The sequence below is a fragment of the Lentibacter sp. genome (genome assembly GCF_965658795.1).
In the GTDB taxonomy this organism is placed as follows: domain Bacteria; phylum Pseudomonadota; class Alphaproteobacteria; order Rhodobacterales; family Rhodobacteraceae; genus Lentibacter.
Map to the genome: position 1 here is coordinate 18,354 of NZ_CBFHTG010000001.1, position 19,567 is coordinate 37,920.

19 protein-coding genes and 1 tRNA gene are annotated in these 19,567 nt (G+C 58.1%); 9 read left to right on the forward strand and 11 right to left on the reverse strand.

Annotated features, from left to right (window positions below; genetic code table 11):
- Positions 1-37: 37 nt before the first annotated feature.
- The 7 genes from ACTG3X_RS00115 to ACTG3X_RS00145 all read right to left on the reverse strand — a co-directional run bounded on the left by ACTG3X_RS00115 (position 38) and on the right by ACTG3X_RS00145 (position 4,911).
- Positions 38-1,123 (reverse strand): TRAP transporter substrate-binding protein, encoded by a 1,086-nt coding sequence (locus ACTG3X_RS00115; RefSeq protein WP_439109191.1) that lies wholly within the window; start codon positions 1,121-1,123, stop codon positions 38-40.
- A gap of 662 nt (positions 1,124-1,785) precedes the next feature.
- Positions 1,786-1,860 (reverse strand) — tRNA-Phe (locus ACTG3X_RS00120).
- 80 nt (positions 1,861-1,940) lie between these two features.
- Complete coding sequence (locus ACTG3X_RS00125; RefSeq protein ID WP_439109192.1) at positions 1,941-2,123, reverse strand: DNA gyrase inhibitor YacG; 183 nt, start codon at positions 2,121-2,123, stop codon at positions 1,941-1,943.
- The gene (locus tag ACTG3X_RS00130; RefSeq protein WP_439105160.1) at positions 2,120-3,154 is read right to left on the reverse strand and encodes a ribonuclease E/G; all 1,035 of its coding nucleotides are present in this window, start codon (positions 3,152-3,154) and stop codon (positions 2,120-2,122) included. Before ACTG3X_RS00130 ends, ACTG3X_RS00125 begins: the two co-directional genes overlap by 4 nt.
- The gene (locus ACTG3X_RS00135; RefSeq protein WP_439109193.1) at positions 3,151-3,726 is read right to left on the reverse strand and encodes a Maf family protein; all 576 of its coding nucleotides are present in this window, start codon (positions 3,724-3,726) and stop codon (positions 3,151-3,153) included. Before ACTG3X_RS00135 ends, ACTG3X_RS00130 begins: the two co-directional genes overlap by 4 nt.
- Positions 3,727-3,729: 3 nt before the next feature.
- The gene (gene infA, locus ACTG3X_RS00140) at positions 3,730-3,948 is read right to left on the reverse strand and encodes a translation initiation factor IF-1 (protein ID WP_008186030.1); all 219 of its coding nucleotides are present in this window, start codon (positions 3,946-3,948) and stop codon (positions 3,730-3,732) included.
- Positions 3,949-4,017: 69 nt separating this feature from the next.
- Positions 4,018-4,911: a carbon-nitrogen hydrolase family protein gene (locus tag ACTG3X_RS00145; protein ID WP_439109194.1), complete on the reverse strand. Its 894-nt coding sequence runs from the start codon at positions 4,909-4,911 to the stop codon at positions 4,018-4,020.
- A gap of 194 nt (positions 4,912-5,105) precedes the next feature.
- Between ACTG3X_RS00145 and ACTG3X_RS00150 the strand changes: the two genes are divergently transcribed.
- Complete coding sequence (locus tag ACTG3X_RS00150; RefSeq protein ID WP_439109195.1) at positions 5,106-6,986, forward strand: acyl-CoA synthetase; 1,881 nt, start codon at positions 5,106-5,108, stop codon at positions 6,984-6,986.
- A gap of 328 nt (positions 6,987-7,314) precedes the next feature.
- Here ACTG3X_RS00150 and ACTG3X_RS00155 read toward each other — a convergent pair whose 3' ends face one another.
- Positions 7,315-8,982 carry an acyl-CoA dehydrogenase family protein gene (locus ACTG3X_RS00155; RefSeq protein ID WP_439109196.1) on the reverse strand — a complete coding sequence of 556 codons (1,668 nt, stop codon included), beginning with the start codon at positions 8,980-8,982 and terminating at the stop codon, positions 7,315-7,317.
- A gap of 150 nt (positions 8,983-9,132) precedes the next feature.
- Here ACTG3X_RS00155 and ACTG3X_RS00160 point away from each other — a divergent pair, with 150 nt between their 5' ends.
- Complete coding sequence (locus tag ACTG3X_RS00160; RefSeq protein ID WP_439109197.1) at positions 9,133-9,900, forward strand: sulfite exporter TauE/SafE family protein; 768 nt, start codon at positions 9,133-9,135, stop codon at positions 9,898-9,900.
- 59 nt (positions 9,901-9,959) lie between these two features.
- Here ACTG3X_RS00160 and ACTG3X_RS00165 read toward each other — a convergent pair whose 3' ends face one another.
- Entirely contained in the window at positions 9,960-11,558 is a 1,599-nt protein-coding gene (locus ACTG3X_RS00165) for a phosphoenolpyruvate carboxykinase (RefSeq protein WP_439109198.1), read from the reverse strand.
- A 347-nt stretch (positions 11,559-11,905) separates the two neighbouring features.
- Between ACTG3X_RS00165 and ACTG3X_RS00170 the strand changes: the two genes are divergently transcribed.
- The 7 genes from ACTG3X_RS00170 to ACTG3X_RS00200 are packed head-to-tail and all read left to right on the forward strand — an operon-like array spanning position 11,906 to position 17,304.
- On the forward strand, positions 11,906-12,607 hold the full coding sequence (locus tag ACTG3X_RS00170) for a response regulator transcription factor (RefSeq protein ID WP_439109199.1): 702 nt from the start codon (positions 11,906-11,908) through the stop codon (positions 12,605-12,607).
- A gap of 27 nt (positions 12,608-12,634) precedes the next feature.
- The gene (locus ACTG3X_RS00175; RefSeq protein ID WP_439109200.1) at positions 12,635-14,332 is read left to right on the forward strand and encodes a sensor N-terminal transmembrane domain-containing protein; all 1,698 of its coding nucleotides are present in this window, start codon (positions 12,635-12,637) and stop codon (positions 14,330-14,332) included.
- A 6-nt stretch (positions 14,333-14,338) separates the two neighbouring features.
- Positions 14,339-14,776, forward strand: a complete 438-nt coding sequence (locus tag ACTG3X_RS00180) for an HPr kinase/phosphorylase (RefSeq protein WP_439109201.1) — start codon at positions 14,339-14,341, stop codon at positions 14,774-14,776.
- A 33-nt stretch (positions 14,777-14,809) separates the two neighbouring features.
- Entirely contained in the window at positions 14,810-15,706 is an 897-nt protein-coding gene (gene rapZ / locus ACTG3X_RS00185) for an RNase adapter RapZ (protein ID WP_439109439.1), read from the forward strand.
- Positions 15,703-16,089, forward strand: coding sequence for a PTS sugar transporter subunit IIA (locus ACTG3X_RS00190; RefSeq protein WP_439109202.1), 387 nt, complete (start codon positions 15,703-15,705; stop codon positions 16,087-16,089). Before rapZ ends, ACTG3X_RS00190 begins: the two co-directional genes overlap by 4 nt.
- A gap of 25 nt (positions 16,090-16,114) precedes the next feature.
- A complete protein-coding gene (locus tag ACTG3X_RS00195) occupies positions 16,115-16,393 on the forward strand; it encodes an HPr family phosphocarrier protein (protein ID WP_263765077.1) in 279 nt (92 codons plus the stop codon).
- 35 nt (positions 16,394-16,428) lie between these two features.
- The gene (locus ACTG3X_RS00200) at positions 16,429-17,304 is read left to right on the forward strand and encodes a lysophospholipid acyltransferase family protein (protein WP_439109203.1); all 876 of its coding nucleotides are present in this window, start codon (positions 16,429-16,431) and stop codon (positions 17,302-17,304) included.
- Positions 17,305-17,668: 364 nt separating this feature from the next.
- Here the strand turns inward: ACTG3X_RS00200 and ACTG3X_RS00205 are convergent, their stop codons facing one another.
- Both ACTG3X_RS00205 and ACTG3X_RS00210 read right to left on the reverse strand, forming a co-directional pair.
- A complete protein-coding gene (locus ACTG3X_RS00205) occupies positions 17,669-18,595 on the reverse strand; it encodes an electron transfer flavoprotein subunit alpha/FixB family protein (RefSeq protein WP_439109204.1) in 927 nt (308 codons plus the stop codon).
- Complete coding sequence (locus ACTG3X_RS00210; RefSeq protein WP_439109205.1) at positions 18,595-19,353, reverse strand: electron transfer flavoprotein subunit beta/FixA family protein; 759 nt, start codon at positions 19,351-19,353, stop codon at positions 18,595-18,597. Before ACTG3X_RS00210 ends, ACTG3X_RS00205 begins: the two co-directional genes overlap by 1 nt.
- Positions 19,354-19,567 lie beyond the last annotated feature (214 nt).

Genomic DNA, 19,567 nt, shown 5'->3' on the forward strand with positions numbered 1-19,567 from the left:
CCTGCGCGCAATTTCATATGCGCGCAGGCGGGTCGGTTTAGTAACCCATGACCGCTGCGCGCGCGTTCATTTGGCCGTTGTCAGCATAAACCATGTAGCTGCCAACGGAGTCACGGTATGCTACGAAGCTCTCCGCAATGCGCTTGACTAGCTCGTCATCATCTTGACGCAGCTCGTCGATCACTTCAGCGGCGGCTTTGCCCATTGCAGTGATGACATCTTCAGGGAACATTTTGACCTGCACACCCTCATCAGCAACCAGCTTTTGCAGCGCAGCTGCGTGTTTGGTCGTATATTCCGTCCAAACCGGGTTGTAGAGGCTTTCGCACGCAAGGCTGACAACCTGCTTGAGGTCATCGGGCAGCTCCTCAAAGGCAGCAGAGTTCACACCGCATTCTTCGGCAGAAGATGGCTCGCCGACACCTGGCCAATAGTAGTTTTTGGCCACTTGATGATAGCCAAGCGCACTGTCTGTCCAAGGGCCGATAAACTCGCCTGCGTCGAGCGCACCTGTTTGCAGAGCCTGAAACATGGCAGGCCCAGACATCGCTTCTGCGGCCATTCCGAGCTTTGCAGCCATTTCCGACGCAAGGCCCGTTGTGCGGAATTTAAGTCCCTTGAGGTCTTCAGCCGAGTTGATGTCGTTGCGGAACCAACCGCCCCACTGTGGGCCCGAATTACCGCAGAGGAAGGGTTTGATGCCGAAACGGCCATACATTTCGTCATAAAGGGCTTGGCCGCCACCGTGGTACATCCAACCAAACTGCTCATCGGCACGCAGGCCAAACGGCTGCGAGCCAAACAGAAGAATGCCCTTGGATTTTGAACCCCAATAGGCTGGAACCGCGTGATAAAGCTCGGCAGTGCCTTCACTCACTGCATCAAAGACACCGCGACCAGGCACGAGCTCACCAGCAGGGAAGAGCCGGACTTCAATGCGTCCGCCAGACAATGTGGTGATACGATCAGCGAGTGTTTGTGCTGCAACACCCGGTCCAGGTAGGTTTTTCGGCCATGCCGTAACCATCTTCCATTGGCGCTTATCTTGAGCAATTGCAGGGGCCGCCAGAGTTGCGGCGGCGGCGCCTACACCGGCTGTTGTGAGAAATTTACGTCTGTCCATTTGTTGTTCTCCCTATGGATCATTTTGGTCTTTGTCGTTTCTTGTTCTTCTGCTGTTTGGAGCCCTTCCGGGCCATAGCATCACATTCTGGTAGAAGCGGCAGTGGGGATTGGCTTGAGGGTCTCACCATCTTGAAGTCCAATGAAGCGGCGCTCTGGCTGGCGCAGCCGTTTTGCGACTTGAAGTGGTTTAGTCCGGTTCGGATCAACTCCTTGGCTAAGCGCAATTGCGGCTTCGTTCGGTCGATGGAGGCCGAGCTTCTGCCCCTTTCTCATCAAATAAAGACGATGTTCACAGCAAGCACTCAGCTAAGAGCGCTCATTAAATTAATATGTGTGCACTTATTTAAGTCAAGAAATTACTCACACTAAAAGTATTTATTTAAAGCAGCGGGTTAGTCTTTTTCGGCGTCTGATAGCCGTCTGCACAAACTTTAACCTTCAGAGAATCGCATCTTTAGCAGGGGTTTCTGGTGTGGCTGTGGGGGTTCACATAGCTCATGGCTACAACGAGTTAGCTCGGGGCTTTTGGCCTAGAAAACGTATAAAAGTGAGGTGAGCTTCATATCACGGCGCAAGCATCGAAATGCAGGCCAAACCAATATGACAGCACAGCAAAAGCTGGCGCTATAGGCATGTAAGCGTCTGTTTCATTTGATATAATGGTGCCCGGGGGCGGAATCGAACCACCGACACGAGGATTTTCAATCCACTGCTCTACCCCTGAGCTACCCGGGCACGGAATGAACGCTAAGCGTTCTGGGTAGCGGCGTTCTAGGCGAGGGGAGGGGCGGTGTCCAGAGGCTTTTTGCAAATAATCAGTGAGGCTTTTGCGCGTGGTTTTCCAGCTCCTCCAGAAGCTGGTCTGCATCCTCGGGATCATTGGAGGGAATCGCGTATCCCCCGCCCAACCACTTGGCCAGATCGACATCCGCGCAGCGGCGTGAGCAGAAGGGTTTGTAGCGCGCGTCGGTCTTATCGGCACAAATCGGGCAGCTCATGCATCCAGCCTCGTCAGCAGCTCCGTAAGCGGGAGGCGTGCACGTTTGCGTTGCAATTCATAGTGCCCCAAAGGTGTGAAGCCTGCAAGCACCGTGTCGATGCCATCAGCCTTCAGGGCGCTTTTCAACGCAGCCTCAAAGCCGCGACGGTCTTTCTTTGGCATGGGAGCAAGGTCGATGGTAATTTGTCCGCCCAGTCCGCGCAGGCGCAGTTGGCGTGGCAAGTCTTTGGCGCAGGCAAAGTTGGCCCGCGTTCCGGCTGCAAAGGATCCGTCTGCGCCTGTGTTCACGTCAACAGCGGTGAGGGCGCGTGTCGGTTCAATGTAGAGCGAGGCACCGCCCGCAAGGCGCACGTAGGCGTTCTTGAGCGCGTCAATCGCCTCTAACACACCGTGGCTGTCAAAGCTGCCGGCTTCCGTCACCACATCTGCGGGTTCAACCCAGTCGCGCCACGCGAGGACATGTGGGCCGTCGCCTTCGGTGAGGGTCTCGGGGGTGTTGCCCGTTTCGCCCACAACCGTTTGCGCCAAATCAACCATCGCCCGCAGATCCTCGGCGATATCCTCATCTGCTGCGTCTTCACAGGAGGAGCGCAGGATAAGGCCCATGTCCAGTCCCTGCATTTCGTCTTTGGCAATCATCATCAGCGTGTCGCGGCGGTCGTCGTCGCGGATCTGGCGCGAGATGTTCAGGCCAGGCGCGTCGGGGGTGACAATCGCGTAGCGAGATTTGAACAGCAGTTTGCCCGTTACGGGCAGGGCTTTGCCTTCTTCGGCGTAGCCCGTCAGCTGCACGGTCATCATGTCGCCCGGCGCAATGCCCTTAACTTGCTTCAAAAAAGCGTTGCCATCGGGTGTTTCCAGAAACATGCCGCCCTGGCCCTTAACAGGCTTCATCGCACGGGCGCGATAAATGGTTCCGGGGCGGGGTGCATCCGCGTCGATAAGCAGGTCGTGGAGCTGCCCGTCGACCATAAGGGCGGCGGCTTCGCGCGTGCCCAGGTGGTCCAAAATAATCTGACGGCCCTTCATGATGCCCTCCAAAGCGGGTAGCCCGCGGCTTGCAATAGCCCTGCCGTTTCTGCCAGTGGCAGGCCGACAACGGCGGTGAAAGAGCCTTCGATCCATGGGATCAGAGCACCAGCGGGGCCCTGAATGCCATAGCCGCCTGCTTTGCCCTGCCAATCGCCTGTGGCGATGTAGCCAGCAATTTCGGACTCCGACAGGCGCTTTATTTTGACCGAGGTGACGACATCACGTTCCCAAAGGCTCTCGCCTTTCTTTACGGCGACAGCGGTGATCACACGGTGTCTGCGCCCTGACAGCGCGCGCAGAAAGCGTTCGGCTTCTGTGGCGTCGTCGGGCTTGCCCAAAATGCGCCGTCCAAGCGCCACAGTGGTGTCTGCGCAGAGCACGATCTCGTCAGGCGTGGCTACAACAGCCAACGCCTTCTCCCGTGCCATCCGCGCACAATAGGGGCGCGGCAGCTCGGCTTTCAGAGGTGTTTCGTCAATGTCGGGTGGACGAATGTCATCGGCCACAACGCCAATTTGCGCCAGAAGTTCCTTCCGACGCGGGCTGCCTGAGCCGAGAACAAGTTTCATAGCTTATTTAAAGCGGTAGTTGATCCGACCCTTCGTCAGATCATACGGCGTCATTTCGACTTGGACTTTGTCGCCAGCCAGAACGCGGATGCGGTTCTTGCGCATCTTGCCTGCCGTATGTGCGATGATCGTATGGCCGTTTTCCAGCTCGACCAGGAATGTCGCATTCGGCAGGAGTTCCTTTACGACACCGGGGAATTCGAGCAGTTCTTCCTTGGCCATGGTCTCTCCTAGAGTTTCGCGCGCCACATTTGGCAAGCGCGGCTTAAATGCGCCTATCGGGCAGGTTTTTCAAGGCTTTTCTACGCCGAGGCTTTCATATGTGACTTCTGAGGCGCGCGGGCCTTGCTCTGGCCAGTGTTTTACACCCAAGACATGGCCATCGGCGCGGATATGCGCGATCTTTTCGGTGTTGAGTGTGGCATAGGTCCAGCCTGCTTTGTTGAGGCTGCCCTCCGCCATAACACCTGTCGGCGGGAAGCCTTCATCCATGGGGGAAAAGATGCCGCCCATGCCTGAGTTTTCCTCGACACCAAAGAGCCTCGGTTCTGTGCCAATCAAGCTTGACATCACTGTGACGCATTGCCCCTCAAGCGCGCGCGCCATAGCCCCGATGCGGACACGCCAGTAGCCTTCCAAAGCCTCTGTGCACGATGGCACAAGGATGATCTCGGCCCCCGCCTCGACAAGCGCGCGGCCCAAGAGCGGGAACTCGCTGTCATAACAGATCAACACTCCGATTTTGCCCAGCGCTGTGTCAAAAAGCTTGAGCGGCCCGCCGCCCGAAACGCCCCATTCATCGCGTTCAAAACGGGTCATGATCTGCTTGTCCTGAAATCCGGCTGCGCCCGTCGGGGTGAAAAGGGTGGCGCGGTTCACTGTTTTGTCCGCTTCCCGCACAGGTGCCGAGGGGGCGAGGATATGCATGGCAAACTCCTCGGCCAGCCCTGCAAAAAGCGCGTTGAGCTGAGGCACGCGCGCGCTCACCGCATCTATCGAGCCGTTGATGTCGGCGGCAACTGAAGCGCCCTCAAGCGCGGCCAGCTCCATTGCGCCGTATTCCGGGAAAACCAGCAGATCTGCCCCGTTTGCGGAGGCGCTCATCACCCAGTCGCGCTGCTTCTGGGCGTAGATTTCCCATGTCGAACACCAGCTAACAGGGTAGGCGGCGGTGGCAATTTTCATGGGCTGGTCTCCAATAGGCGTGGGGGGGGCTTGTGCTGGCAAACATAGGGCGCTTTGCCCGCCTTGGAAAACGCAAATCTGGCCGTCGGCGGGAAATTGACGTTGCGCCGCGGCCCTTGCGCGATGTGGGAAAGCGCGACACTATCGCGCAGAGGAGGGGCCCAAAGACGACGGGCCAAAGGGGAGGATCACCTATGAAGCTCGGGACGCTGCAAGACAGTCTTGATATGACAAACGAAATGCCGTGGAGCGCGCGCGACGTGCCGACCACGGTTTATGACATGCTCGCGATCACGGCCGCCAAGTTTCCAGAGCGCCCGGCTGTCAGCTACCAGCTCTTGTCAGGGCCAAACGACAAAGCCGAAACACTGAATTGGCGTGCCTTTCACGAGCAGGTCTGTCAGGCGGCCAATCTGTTCCGCGCCCTCGGGATTGGTGAAGGCGATGTCGTCGCGCTTGTGATGCCCAACGCCACCGAAACAGCGGTGGCACTGCTGGGGGGAATGACCGCAGGCATCGTCAACCCGATCAATCCACTGCTTGAGGCCGAACAAATTGCAGCCATCTTGCGCGAGACGAAAGCCAAGGTCGTCGTGACGCTCAAGAACTTTCCCAAGACAGACGTGGCCCAGAAGACAGCGGAAGCCGTCAAACACGCGCCAGGGGTCCATACCATCCTCACGGTTGACCTCAATCGCTACCTGACCCCGCCCAAGAGCTGGATTGTGCCGCTCGTGCGGCCCAAGATGACCGTAAATCACCATGCTGACGTCAAGAGCTTCAACGCAGAGCTGGCCAAACAGCCCAAAATCCTCACATTTGAAGACCGCAAGTTTGACCGTGTGGCTGCCTACTTCCACACAGGCGGCACAACAGGGATGCCCAAGGTTGCGCAACATACCAACTCGGGCATCGTCTACCAAGGCTGGCTCGGCCACGAGCTTCTGTTTGATGAGCATGAAAGCGTCATGTGCCCCTTGCCGCTCTTTCACGTTTTCGCCTGCCACGTGATTTTGATGTCCATGGTCAAATCAGGTGCACATGTCGTCTTTCCCACACCTGCGGGCTACCGTGGCGATGGTGTGTTTGACAACTTCTGGAAGCTTTGCGAGCGCTGGGGCACGACCTTCATCATCACTGTGCCCACAGCTGTTTCGGCGCTTATGCAGCGCCCCGTCAACGCCGATGTCTCGACAGTCAAAAATGCGTTTTCAGGCTCGGCCCCCATGCCGCTTGAGCTCTTTAACCGCTTCACCAAATCAACCGGTATCCAGATTATTGAGGGCTACGGCCTCACCGAGGCCACTGTTCTGGTCAGCATCAACCCTGTGCATGGCGAAAAGCGGGTCGGCTCTGTCGGTATCCAGTTCCCGTACACCGATGTGAAGATCATCGCCCAAAAAGGCAGCGGCCCGCAGGAATGCGCAGCTGACGAGATCGGCGAAATCTGTGTCTCAGGGCCTGGTGTCAACGCACCCGAAACCTACACCGAGGCTGATAAAAACGCAGACCTCTATTATCACGAAACCTACCTGCGCACCGGAGATCTGGGCCGCAAAGACCCCGAGGGCTACATCTGGATCACAGGCCGTGCCAAAGATCTGATCATTCGCGGCGGCCACAATATTGACCCTGCCGAAATCGAAGATGCGCTTTTGGCCCATCAGGACGTTGCCTTCGCGGGGGCTATTGGCCAACCTGATGCGCACTCAGGCGAGCTGCCTTGCGCCTATGTCGAGCTGATCGGGGGCGGAACAGCCACTGCTGAAGAGCTGATGGCGCACGCCAAAAAGCACATCCACGAGCGTGCGGCCTTCCCCAAGCATATCGAGGTGCTTGAAGAGCTGCCAAAGACCGCCGTGGGCAAAGTCTTCAAGCCCGATCTGCGGAAATCAGCGATCCTGCGTGTTTACAACAAAGCGCTGGAAGATGCGGGAGTCGCAGCCCGTGTGACGGCAGTTGTTGATGACAAAAAGCGTGGGCTGGTGGCACAGCTTGCGGCCAATGGTGCGAGCGAGGCGACTGTTGGCGAGGTGCTGGGCAGCTTTACCCGCCCTTGGGAGTGGGCGGCCTAAATCAGCCTAGATATTCTGCACCAAGGGCCGCTGAGCAAACGCTTTGCGGCCCTTGGGTTTTCCCTTCAACGCAGTACGAACGTGGCCGGCATGACCCAGTAAAAGATAATTCTCTTCATCATGTTTGCCCCCCCCCCGCGCGCCGCAGGGGTAAACAGCTGGCTGGTCGGCAAAACCCATATGGAAGCCGACGCCGAGGGCATGGCGCGCCTCGTCCTTGGCAGGAGATCAAGACGTCCAGATACGTACAAAGAGATAAGGATACGGCAATCGTCTGGGGGCAAAGCCCCCAAACGGTCTGATTTACACAGCAAAGCCGAAGACGTGTCTAGCCGAGCAATCTGCGCGCGATGACCTGAGCCTGAATTTCGGCAGCGCCTTCAAAGATGTTCAGAATGCGCGCATCACACAAGATACGGCTGATCTGATATTCCAGCGCAAAGCCGTTGCCGCCGTGGATTTGCAGCGCATTGTCTGCTGCGGCCCAAGCGACGCGCGCGCCGAGAAGTTTGGCCATCCCAGCTTCAAGGTCGCAGCGGCGGTCATTGTCTTTTTCCCAAGCCGAGAAATAGGTGAGCTGACGCGCAACCATGATTTCAACAGCCATCATGGCCAGCTTGCTCGCCACGCGCGGGAAGTTCACAAGCGACTTGCCAAATTGCTTGCGGTCCTCGGCATATTGCAGGCCCACATCAAGCGCGGATTGGGCCACACCCACAGCTCGCGCAGCTGTCTGGATGCGTGCAGCCTCAAATGTCTGCATAAGTTGCTTGAAGCCTTGCCCCTCTTCCGAGCCAAGCAGGTTTTCGCGCTTCACTTTGAAGCCGTCAAACGCCAGCTCGTATTCTTTCATGCCACGGTAGCCAAGCACTTCGATTTCGCCGCCTGTCATCCCTTCGGTGGGGAAGGGGACCTCTTCTGTGCCGGGTATCTTCTCGGCCAGAAACATTGATAGCCCCTTGTGATCGGTGCTGTCAGGATCGGTGCGCGCCAAAAGCGTCATCACATGGGTGCGCGTCGCATGGGTGATCCATGTCTTGTTGCCTGTGATCTCATAGTCGCCCTCGGCGGTCTTCACAGCACGGGTGCGCAGCGCGCCAAGGTCCGAGCCTGTGTTCGGCTCGGTAAAGACAGCCGTTGGCAGGATTTCAGCCGAGGCAAACTTGGGCAGCCAATATTCTTTCTGCTCTTGGGTGCCACCTGCCAGAATAAGTTCGGCGGCAATCTCGGAGCGCGTGCCCAGCGAGCCGACGCCGATATAGCCGCGTGACAGCTCTTCGGAGACAACAACCATCGACGCTTTGGTCAGGCCAAATCCGCCGAATTCTTCAGGGATTGTCAGGCCAAACACGCCCATCTCGGCCAGCTCTTCAATCACCTCCATCGGGATGAGCTCATCCTTGAGGTGCCATTCGTGGGCAAAGGGGGCCACCTTGTCCAAAGCATAGCGGCGGAACTGTTCGCGGATCATCTCCAGTTCTTCATCAAGGCCCGTCTTGCCAAATGTGAGCTCGGCCTTGCCCTCTTGCATCAGCGCGACAAGCGCGAGGCGCGCGGCTTGGGTGTTGCCTTGCTCACAGAGCAGGCTTACCTCGGCTGTCATCAGCCCGCGGGCCTCCTCTGCTGTGAGGCCGATGTCTTGCAGGCGGACAACTTCACCCTGGTTCATCTGCATACCGCCAGCAATCTGCCAGAGGTATTCACCGAAGGCGATCTGGTGGATCAGTTGCTCCATCTGGCCAAACTGGCCCTTGGCCTCAAGCCCCTCGGCCCATTTCTGCATCTGGCGCAGGCTCTCGACATATGTCGCCAGCCAAGCCAGCCCGTGAGCGGCTGTCTGGTGCGCTTCCAAAAGGCCCGCCGAGACACGGCCATCGGCGCTCACAGTGTCGCGCACACGGGACGTCGCAATATCCAAAAGCGTCTCTACGGGGGGTACGGCTTTTGTCGTCAGGCCGAGTAAATCTGGGAGCAGCGTGTTTTGAGCCATTGTCATTTGTCCGTCCATGAGTGAATCAGCCTTCTTCTGGGTCAGGAGTGGTTTAGCGCATTATGCAGGTGCAGCGCAATATTGCTACGCCGCAGTGCGTCAATAAGATCAAAAATTACGCGTGCGCTTCGAAAAAACGAGGCGTATGAGACGCTTATGGATATATTTCTCTCTGGCTTGACGCCCTCGCTCTTTCTTATCGCCCTCACTGTAACGCTCCTGGCCGGGGTCGTGAAAGGGATGGTGGGGTTTGCCATGCCGATGATCATGATCTCGGGCCTGTCGAGTTTTATCGCGCCCGAGCTGGCGCTCGCCGCGCTCATTTTGCCCACCGTGGCCACCAACGCTTTGCAAGCGCTGCGCCAGGGCCCGCGTGAGGCGTTGGCCTCGGTCAAGTCGTTCAAGGTGTTTCTGCTGGTTGGTGGCGTGATGCTGCTGCTCTCGGCCCAGCTTGTCAGCATAGTGCCTGCGCATATCCTGCTCTTGGCCATTGGTGTTGTGGTGAGCCTGTTCACGGGCCTCCAGCTTTTGGGCTGGTCGCCGACGGTTTCAAGCGCCTCAAAGGGGCTTGAAGCGCTGTTTGGCGCTGTGGCTGGCGCCATCGGCGGTATCTCGGGTATTTGGGGGCCGCCCACGGTGATGTACCTCAACGCGATGGATGTCGCCAAAAAAGAAGCGCTGCGCATTCAAGGTGTCATCTACGGTCTCGGCGCGGTGTTGCTCCTGATCTCCCATATCGGATCAGGCGTGATCAATGCGCGCACACTGCCGTTCTCGGCCATCATGCTTTTGCCTGCGGTCGCAGGTCTCTGGATCGGCTTCAAGCTGCACGACCGGATTGATCAGAAGAGCTTTCGCCGCCTCACACAGGTTGTGCTGTTTATCGCAGGCCTCAACCTCGTGCGCCGCGGCTTGATGGGCTAACAAAAAACGGCGCCTCATTTAAGAGACGCCGTTATTTTCATATCATATGTGCCGAGCGCTTAGCCGATGGCGGCGGCTTTCACATCTTCGTCGATGTAGGGTAGATACTGCTCAAAATTCGCCGAGAACATTTCCACCAGCTTCTGCGCCTGTGCGTCATAGGCCGTACGGTCTTCCCATGTGCTGCGCGGGTCGAGCAGGGCTGTGTCCACACCTTGCACCGTCACAGGTACTTCAAAGCCGAAGTTCTCGTCTTTGCGGAAGGTCGCATCGTTGAGCGAGCCGTCAAGTGCGGCGGTCAGAAGCGCGCGCGTGGCCTTGATTGGCATACGTGAGCCGGTGCCATAAGCGCCGCCTGTCCAGCCTGTGTTGACGAGCCAGCAGGTTGCGCCGTGCTTTGCGATCTTGTCGCGCAAGAGGTTGCCGTAGGCTTCCGGGCGGCGTGGCATGAACGGCGCGCCAAAGCAGGTCGAGAAAGTGGGCTCGGGCTCTGTGATACCGCGCTCTGTGCCCGCAACCTTTGAGGTGAAGCCGGAGAGGAAGTGATACATCGCCTGCGCAGGTGTCAGACGCGCGATGGGAGGCAGAACGCCGAAGGCATCACAGGTCAGCATGATCACGTTCTTGGGGTGGCCCCCAAGCGCCGTCTCTGAGGCGTTTGAGATATAGTTGAGCGGATAGGCGCAACGCATGTTGGCTGTCAGGCTGTCATCGTCAAAATCAAGCTCTTTGGTCTCTTCATCAAAAACCATGTTCTCGATGACTGTGCCGAACTTCTGCGTGGTCGCGTAGATCTCTGGCTCGGCCTCAGGGTTGAGGTTGATGGTCTTGGCATAGCAGCCGCCTTCAAAGTTGAAGGTGCCCTTGTCCGACCAGCCGTGCTCGTCATCACCGATGAGGGTGCGCGCAGGGTCGGCTGAAAGGGTTGTCTTGCCTGTCCCAGAGAGGCCAAAGAACACAGCCGTGTCCACAGGGTTGCCCGTCGCGTGGTTGGCGGAGCAATGCATCGGCATCACGCCTTTTTCCGGCAGCAGATAGTTCAAGAGGCTGAAAACAGACTTCTTGTTCTCGCCCGCATACTCTGTGCCGCCGATGAGGATCATCTTGCGATCAAAGTTCATCGCGATCACTGTTTCGCTGCGGCAGTTGTGCTTGGCAGGGTCGGCTTGAAAGCTCGGGCAGTTGATCACTGTAAAGTCTGCAATAAAGCTGTTGAGCGCCTCGCGCTCGGGGCGGCGCAGCAGGTGGCGGATAAAGAGGTTGTGCCACGCCAGCTCGGTGACCATGCGCACGTTGATGGCAAGCTCGGGATCAGCCCCGCCCACCAGGTCTTGCACATAGTAGTCACGGCCCTTCATGTGGGCGAGCATGTCTTCATACAGCGCATCAAAGCCCTCGGGGCTCATCTCGGCGTTGTTCTCCCACCAGATGGTGTCGGCCACAGAGGGCGTCTTTACAACATGTTTGTCTTTGGGCGAGCGGCCCGTGAACTTGCCGGTGGTCACAAGGAATGTGCCGCCTTGGCCCAATGTGCCTTCGCCCTTCTTGAGAGCCGCTTCAACAAGCGCAGGCTCCATCAGGTTGTAGTAAACAGCGCCAAGCCCTGTGATACCTTGATCGTCGAGGGTGAATTTGGGGTTTACGCGTCCTGAGGTCATGCGTGATGCTCCTTAGCCTGTCTTTGGCAATTCTTGTTGATGGTTCGAACCAACACTGCCGAACCATGATTGGCATGCTCTTAACATGACGCATTTGTGTCGCAACAGACCGCAATGACGCAGTTAGCGCAATCAAGCTCAGTTTAGCGCAACCAGAGGGCCTATATGGGCCGCATTGTTCCGATGTGAAACAGAAAGTGAGGCAATTTAGCCATTTCTCAGGACTTTGTGAGGCAAAATCGACTCACAAGAGCACCCGATTCGCTTCAAGGGATTGATCAGACGGCCGAAAAAGGCAATGGTGGATGAAAAAAGTAGGCAGTACGAGTAGTATAAGGAACAATAAAATGTCCAAGATCGCCCTTGTGGACGATGACAGGAATATTCTGACATCAGTAGCTATGTGTCTCGAAGCCGAAGGCTTTGAGGTCGAAACCTATCACGACGGTCAGCAAGCGCTGGACGCATTTAACAAGAAACTTCCAGACATGGCTGTGCTCGACATCAAGATGCCGCGCATGGACGGGATGGATCTGTTGCAACGCCTGCGCCAGAAAACAACGATGCCGGTTATCTTCCTCACGTCCAAAGACGATGAGATCGATGAGGTGCTTGGCCTGCGCATGGGCGCGGATGATTATGTGAAAAAGCCGTTTTCACAGCGTCTTCTCGTCGAGCGTATTCGCGCACTTCTGCGCCGTCAGGATGCGATCTCGGGTGAATCGATCCCCGAAACCGAAGAAACAAAAGTCATGGATCGCGGTGATCTGCGCATGGACCCTTTGCGCCACGCCGTTGCCTGGAAGGGCAAGGATGTGTCGCTCACCGTCACAGAGTTCCTGCTTCTGCAAGCGCTCGCGCAGCGGCCCGGCTTTGTCAAAAGCCGCGACCAGCTGATGGATGTGGCCTATGATGACCAGGTCTATGTCGATGACCGCACCATCGACAGCCATATCAAACGCCTGCGCAAGAAAATGCGCTCTGTGGACGATACCTTCTCGGCAATTGAGACGCTGTACGGCATCGGCTACAGATATAACGAAGAATAATTAGCCGAATAGGGCAGGGCCAAGAGGATGGTGGTGCGAAATCTAGCACCTGAGCGTAACGGTGATGTTGTACTGGGCGACGATTTCGTCGCCCCGCACAGCACCGTTGATGAAAATATACGCGCACGCCGGGAGCGGCGCGGCTTCTTCTCGTTGCGCCAGTCTCCGCTGGCGCGCAAAATTATCACCTTCAACCTGATTGCCATGTCGCTCATGTTGGCAGGCATTCTCTATCTCAACTCCTCTCGCGACGGGCTTGCGCTGCAACGTGCCAAAGCCCTGATCAGTGAGGCCGAGCTTGTCGCCGACGTGATCGAGGCGCAAATGCCCGTTGGCGCGCCTGTCAATCTTGCCACAGGCGACGGGATCGACCCCGCCGCCGCCCTTGATGGCCTTGATCTGCGCGAGGGGCTTGAAGTCTTGCTGTTTGACAGCGCCGAGACGCTTGTGGCCCGCATGCAAGGGCGCGGCCTCAATGCCGATCTGGACAGCGCCACCGCACGCCCTCAAAGCACCCATCTGACAGATGGGCTCAGCGCAATCTGGTCGCTCTTTTCCAGCCCCTTTGGCGGCAATGCCGCCACAGCGCCAACTGCCTTGGAAGATCAGGCGCGCGACATTGTTGTTGCGGCCATGGGCGGGCGCGCCCAGATCAACAATGCGCTCGACACGGGCGGGAACTTCACAGTGGCCACGCCAGTGCGCCAAGGGCAGGATGTTGTCGGCGTGATCGTGCTTGCCTCCACCTCTGGCGAGATCGACTATCTCGTGCGCCTTGAGCGCGAACGCGTGCTTCAGATGTTTCTTGTGGGGGTGATCATCTCCATTGGCCTCAGCCTCGTTCTGGCCTCTACCATCGCCAATCCCTTGAGCGATCTGGCCGCCTCGGCCGAGCTGGGCCGCGACCGCGACAGCCGCAATGTGGCCCCGGGCCGCATCCGCATCCCCGATCTCACAGCGCGCCCCGACGAAATCGGCCGCCTGTCCGGAGCGCTGCGCGGCATGGTCTCGGCGCTCTATGACCGTATTGACGCCAACGAACAATTCGCCGCCGATGTCGCCCACGAGATCAAGAACCCGCTCGCCTCGCTGCGCTCTGCCGTGGGCACGCTGCGGGTTGCCAAACGGGATGATCAGCGTGACAAACTTCTCTCTGTCATCGATCATGATGTGCGCCGCCTTGACCGTTTGGTCAGCGATATCTCCAACGCCTCGCGGCTTGATTCAGAGCTCGTCAAAGAAGAGCAGGAAGACTTCAACCTGTTAAAAATGCTTGATAATCTCTGTCAGTTCCTCGGGGAAGATGCCAAATCAAAAGGCATCGACTTTATCTCTGATCTGCCCCAGACACCCATTGTTCTGGCCGGGCTGGAAGCGCGCGTGGCACAGGTCTTTGTCAATCTGATCAGCAATGCGATCTCCTTCTGCGAAGATGGCGATGCCATCCGCGTCTGGGCGCGTCAGCGCGAAAACCGCGTGCTTGTTGTGGTTGAAGACACAGGCCCCGGCATCCCTGAAGAGGCGCTGACCAAAATCTTCAAACGCTTCTACTCAGAGCGCCCCGAACAGCAGTTTGGCAACAACTCAGGCCTCGGCCTTGCGATCTCCAAACAGATTGTCGAAGCCCATGACGGTGTGATCTGGGCCGAGAACATCCGCCCAACAGATGCCGATATCACCTCCGAGCCGCTCGGTGCGCGGTTTGTCGTCGGCCTTCCGGTCTAAGCCGCTATGGGGCAAGCCCGCGCGCCTCTGTCCCGAACCGTTCATGCCACCTGCGTGGCCTTTCAGGGCCAGGCGCTTCTCATCACGGGCGCGTCTGGCAGCGGCAAATCTGCGCTGGCACTTGAGCTGATGGCGCGGGGCGCTGCGCTCATCGCCGATGACCGCACCATCCTCACCCAACAAGGCGGGCAGCTCATCGCCTCCTGTCCCGACACGATACGCGGCCAGATCGAGGCGCGCTGTGTGGGCATCTTATGCGCAACGCCGGCAGAGCCAACGGCTGTGGCTCTGATCGTTAATCTTGATCATGTGGAGCGTGAGAGGTTGCCGCGCGCGCGCCAAGAGGTCATCATGGGGCAATCGCTTCCATCTCTTCACAAATGCGAGGGCAGCCATTTTCCTGCGGCGCTCTTGCAATATCTTAAGGAAGGGCGCTACGACTGAGCGCTCGCCAACCGAAAGTCGCCACTCGTGGATATGCCGCAAAAACAGCTCGTTCTCGTGACCGGCCCCTCAGGGGCAGGGCGCGGCACCGCTATCAACGCGCTGGAAGATCTGGGCTATGAGGCCATCGACAATCTTCCGCTCAGTCTTGTTTCGCGCTTGCTTGACGGCCCGCCGCTCACACGGCCGCTGGCGCTTGGCCTTGATGTGCGCAACCGCGACTTTTCTGCCAGTGCGCTGTTGGAGGTGCTGGAAGAAGCGATCACCCAACATGGCTTTGAGGCCGAGCTGCTCTATCTGGACTGTTCCCAGGATGTGCTCATGCGCCGCTACTCCGAGACGCGTCGCCGCCATCCGCTCGCCCCCAATGACGACCCCGCCGTGGGCATTCTGCGCGAGCATGACCTTCTGGCGGCTGTGCGCACCCGTGCGGATATTCTGCTCAACACAACCGAGTTCACCCCCCACGATCTGCGCGCCGAGCTGGCACGGCTCTTTGGCGGCGAAGAGGGCGCGCGCCTGTCGGTTATGGTGCAGTCGTTTTCCTACAAGCGCGGCTTGCCGCGGGGGGCCGATATGGTTCTGGATACGCGGTTTCTGCGCAACCCCCATTGGGAGGCGAGCCTGCGCAGCCAGAACGGGACATCGCTCGCCGTGCAAGACTATGTGGCCGCAGATGCGCGCTTTGACAGCTTCTTTACGCGCGTGTCCGGCCTCGTTGAAGAGCTGCTGCCCGCCTATAAAGAAGAGGGCAAAACCCACTTCGCTATCGCCTTTGGCTGTACGGGCGGGCGTCACCGCTCGGTTACCCTAACGGAAAGACTTGCGAAAGCACTTGCAGAAACAGGTTGGCAAGTGTCAATTAGACACCGCGAATTGGAGCGTGGCGAGATGCTGTCTGGCGCGCCACTAAAGGACCAAAAGACTTGATCGGGATTGTGATTGTTGCACATGGCGGGCTGGCGCAAGAATATCTTGCAGCCGTTGAGCATGTCGTGGGCCGCCAGCAAGGCGTGCGCGCTGTCACAATCGAAGCCGATTGCGACCGCCCCGCCAAAGAAGACGAGATCTGCACCGCTGCAGACAGCGTTGATCAAGGTGAAGGGGTTGTCGTGGTCACCGATATGTTCGGCGGATCGCCCTCCAACCTGTCGCTTATGGCCTGCCGCTGTGACAACCGCCGCATCTTGTATGGTGCCAATCTGCCCATGCTCGTCAAACTGGCCAAATCGCGCCATATGCCCGTGCCTGATGCGGTGCGACTGGCGCTCGATGCGGGCCGCAAATACATAGACAGCCAACAAATTACATAAGCTCACATATAAAAGGAGCGCCGCGATGTCGGGGACACATCAGAAGCGACTGGAAATAATCAACGAAAAAGGGCTCCACGCCCGCGCCTCGGCCAAGCTTGTTGAGGTCGTCGAGGGGTTTGATGCCCGCGCCGAAGTCTCAAAAGATGGCATGAGTGCCAGCGGCGATAGCATCATGGGACTTTTGATGTTGGCAGCAGCGCGTGGAAGTTCTATTGACATCGAGACGTCTGGACCAGACGCCGAGGCTTTGGCGCAAGCGCTTGAGGCTCTTGTGGCGGATCGGTTCGGAGAAGACATGTAGGCGCAAGTCGCGCTTGGCCAAAGCAGGACACACGAGTGGTAGAGCACACGCAAAACAAGCCGATCGTGACAGAAGAGGGCGTCGTGACCAACACGTACGACCGTCGTTCGCTCACCTATGCCAACTCGTTTGACAGCCCCAGCAAGGCGCTGGTGATCAAGACGATCGAGTGGTTCACAGGCAAGCTGACGATCCTGCGTCTGGTGCGCAAGTTCGAGCGGCAAGGCCCGCCCACGGGGCAGGCCTTCTGGCCTGCGGTGCTCAAGGTCATGGGCATCGAGCTCAAGACCCCGCAAAACCAGCTTGATCGTATTCCGCTTGATGGCCCCGTTGTGGTTGTTGCCAACCACCCCCACGGGCTTGTCGATGGTATGATCTTTGCCGATCTTATTGGCCGCGTGCGCAATGATTACCGCATTCTCACGCGCGCGCTGCTCACAGGAATTGATCAGGCCGCGACCGAATATATGATCCCTGTGCCCTTTCCCTATGAGGATGATGCGCAGAAGAAATTTGTCGAAATGCGTGCAAAAGCCATGGCGCACCTCAAGCAGGGGGGGCTTGTCGCGCTCTTTCCCTCGGGCGTTGTGGCCTCAAGTGATACAGCCTTTGGCCCCGTCATCGAGCGCGAGTGGAATGTCTTCACAGCCCAGATGATCCGCCGCTCCGGCGCGCGTGTTGTGCCGATCTTCTTTCCCGGGTCCAACTCGCGCTGGTATCAGATCGCCAACCGCATCTCGGCGACCCTGCGTCAGGGCTTGCTGTTGCATGAGGTCGTTCACAGCTGCAACAAGGATCAGGCCCCTGTCGTTGGCCACCCGCTGACCGATGCGCAAATGGAGCTGCTGGAGCAAGACCCGCGTGGCTTCATGGCATGGCTGCGCGAGCATACGCTTTCTCTGAAAGACTAGGGTTGAAAACTCTCTGAACGGTGGGTTTGAGCCCAGAGAGAACCTTCGATTAGGAGCACCAAGCCGGTTAACAGCCGCGGAGCGGCCCGGCTATCGTCAGCCCCTCTCTTGGGCTGGCGATTTGGCAGATGCAGGCGCGCCATTCGTTCTGAGGATGTGCTTGGCGGGCATAAAGCGCCTTTCCAAAACCGTCAGGTCGCCACCCCAGGGGCTGACGTTAGCCTGCGTCGCGAACGGCAGCTTCGTCCCGCACAGCTGACATTTCAGCAAGCTCTTTCAAGCCCGTATCCCTCGACAATGGGCTGCCAAAATGAAAAAGGCCCGCCAGATCAGCGGGCCTTCTCTATATCGGCATCAAACGTGCTTACAGCTTTTCAAGCAGCTCTGGCACAGCCGTGAAGAGGTCCGCCACGAGGCCGTAATCAGCCACTTGGAAGATTGGCGCTTCCTCGTCTTTGTTGATGGCGACGATGATCTTACTGTCTTTCATACCCGCAAGGTGCTGGATCGCACCCGAGATGCCGACAGCAACATAAAGCTCGGGGGCAACAACCTTACCGGTCTGGCCAACTTGCCAGTCGTTCGGCGCATAGCCCGAGTCAACAGCGGCGCGCGAGGCACCCACGGCAGCGCCGAGCTTGTCAGCCAGCGTCTCGATGAGTTTGAAATCATCCAGCGAGCCAACACCACGGCCACCCGACACAACCACACCCGCAGATGTAAGCTCTGGGCGGTCAGACGCCGCAACCTTGTCTTCCACCCATGAGGAGAGGGCAGGGTCGGCAGCAGCTGAGATGGTCTCAACAGAGGCAGAGCCGCCTTCGCCAGCCGCATCAAAGGTCGATGTGCGGAAGGTGATGACTTTTTTGGCGTCCGACGATTTTACAGTCTGGATTGCGTTGCCCGCATAGATGGGGCGCTCGAATGTGTCGCCATCGACAACGCCTGAGGCGTCAGAGATGATCATCACATCCAGCAGCGCGGCCACACGTGGCATCACGTTTTTGGCGTCTGTCGTCGCTGGAGCCACGATATGCGTGTAATCGCCCGCAAGCGAGACGATGAGCGCGGCCGTTGGCTCTGCAAGGCGGTGGCCCAGCGAGGCATCTTCCGCGACAAGCACTTTGCTCACGCCGTCGATTTTGGCAGCGGCGGCACCGGCTGCGGCAGCCGAAGCCCCACAGGCCAGAACGGTCACATCACCAATTTTCTTGGCGGCGGTCACGGCCTTGGCCGTTGCGTCCATGGCAAGCTCGCCGTTGTTTACTTCTGCAAGTAGGAGAACTGACATTACACTGCCCCCGCTTCTTTGAGTTTCGCCACAAGCTCGTCAACCGAGCCAACAATTTCACCTGCTTTGCGCGCTTCTGGCTCCGTGGTGGAGACAATCGTAAGGCGCGGTGTCACATCAACGCCGTAGTCGGCAGCTGTCTTTTCATCCAGCGGCTTCTTCTTGGCTTTCATGATGTTGGGAAGGCTCGCATAACGCGGCTCGTTGAGGCGCAAATCAACAGTGATGATGGCAGGCATCGTCACGTTGATGGTTTGCAAACCGCCGTCAACTTCACGCGTCACCACGGCTTTGTCGCCGTCAATGTCGAGCTCGGAGGCGAATGTGCCCTGTGACCAGCCGAGCAGCGCCGAGAGCATCTGGCCTGTCGCGTTCATATCGTTGTCAATCGCCTGCTTGCCCGCAAGCACGATACCGGGCTGCTCTTCTTCCACAACTTTCGCGAGGATCTTGGCAACAGCCAGTGGCTCGATGTCCTGGTGCACATCATCTGTGGCCACAACAAGAATAGCGCGGTCCGCGCCCATGGCCAGAGCCGTGCGCAGTGTTTCCTGCGCCTGCTTTACACCGATAGATACCGCGATAATTTCGTCGGCCTTGCCCGCTTCTTTCAGGCGGATCGCCTCTTCTACGGCAATTTCGTCGAATGGGTTCATCGACATTTTTACGTTGGCGAGATCAACACCCGATCCGTCCGCTTTGACGCGCACTTTCACATTATAGTCGATGACGCGTTTGACAGGCACAAGCACCTTCATTGGCTCTCACTCCTTTAAGGTTTCGTTAGGCCGCTGACGCGACTCTTTGGTCTCCTTGGTCTGAATACCGTTTCAGGCCATGGCGCAACAGAGCAAAATCGTCACGTTTTGTCTCAGCTACGCCGCGTCAGAGGGTTTTGGCCGCTGATCTTTGCGAAAATGTTGCAACGCGGCAGGGCTGCCTGCCTGTCAGGCGCTCAAACGCAAAACGCCC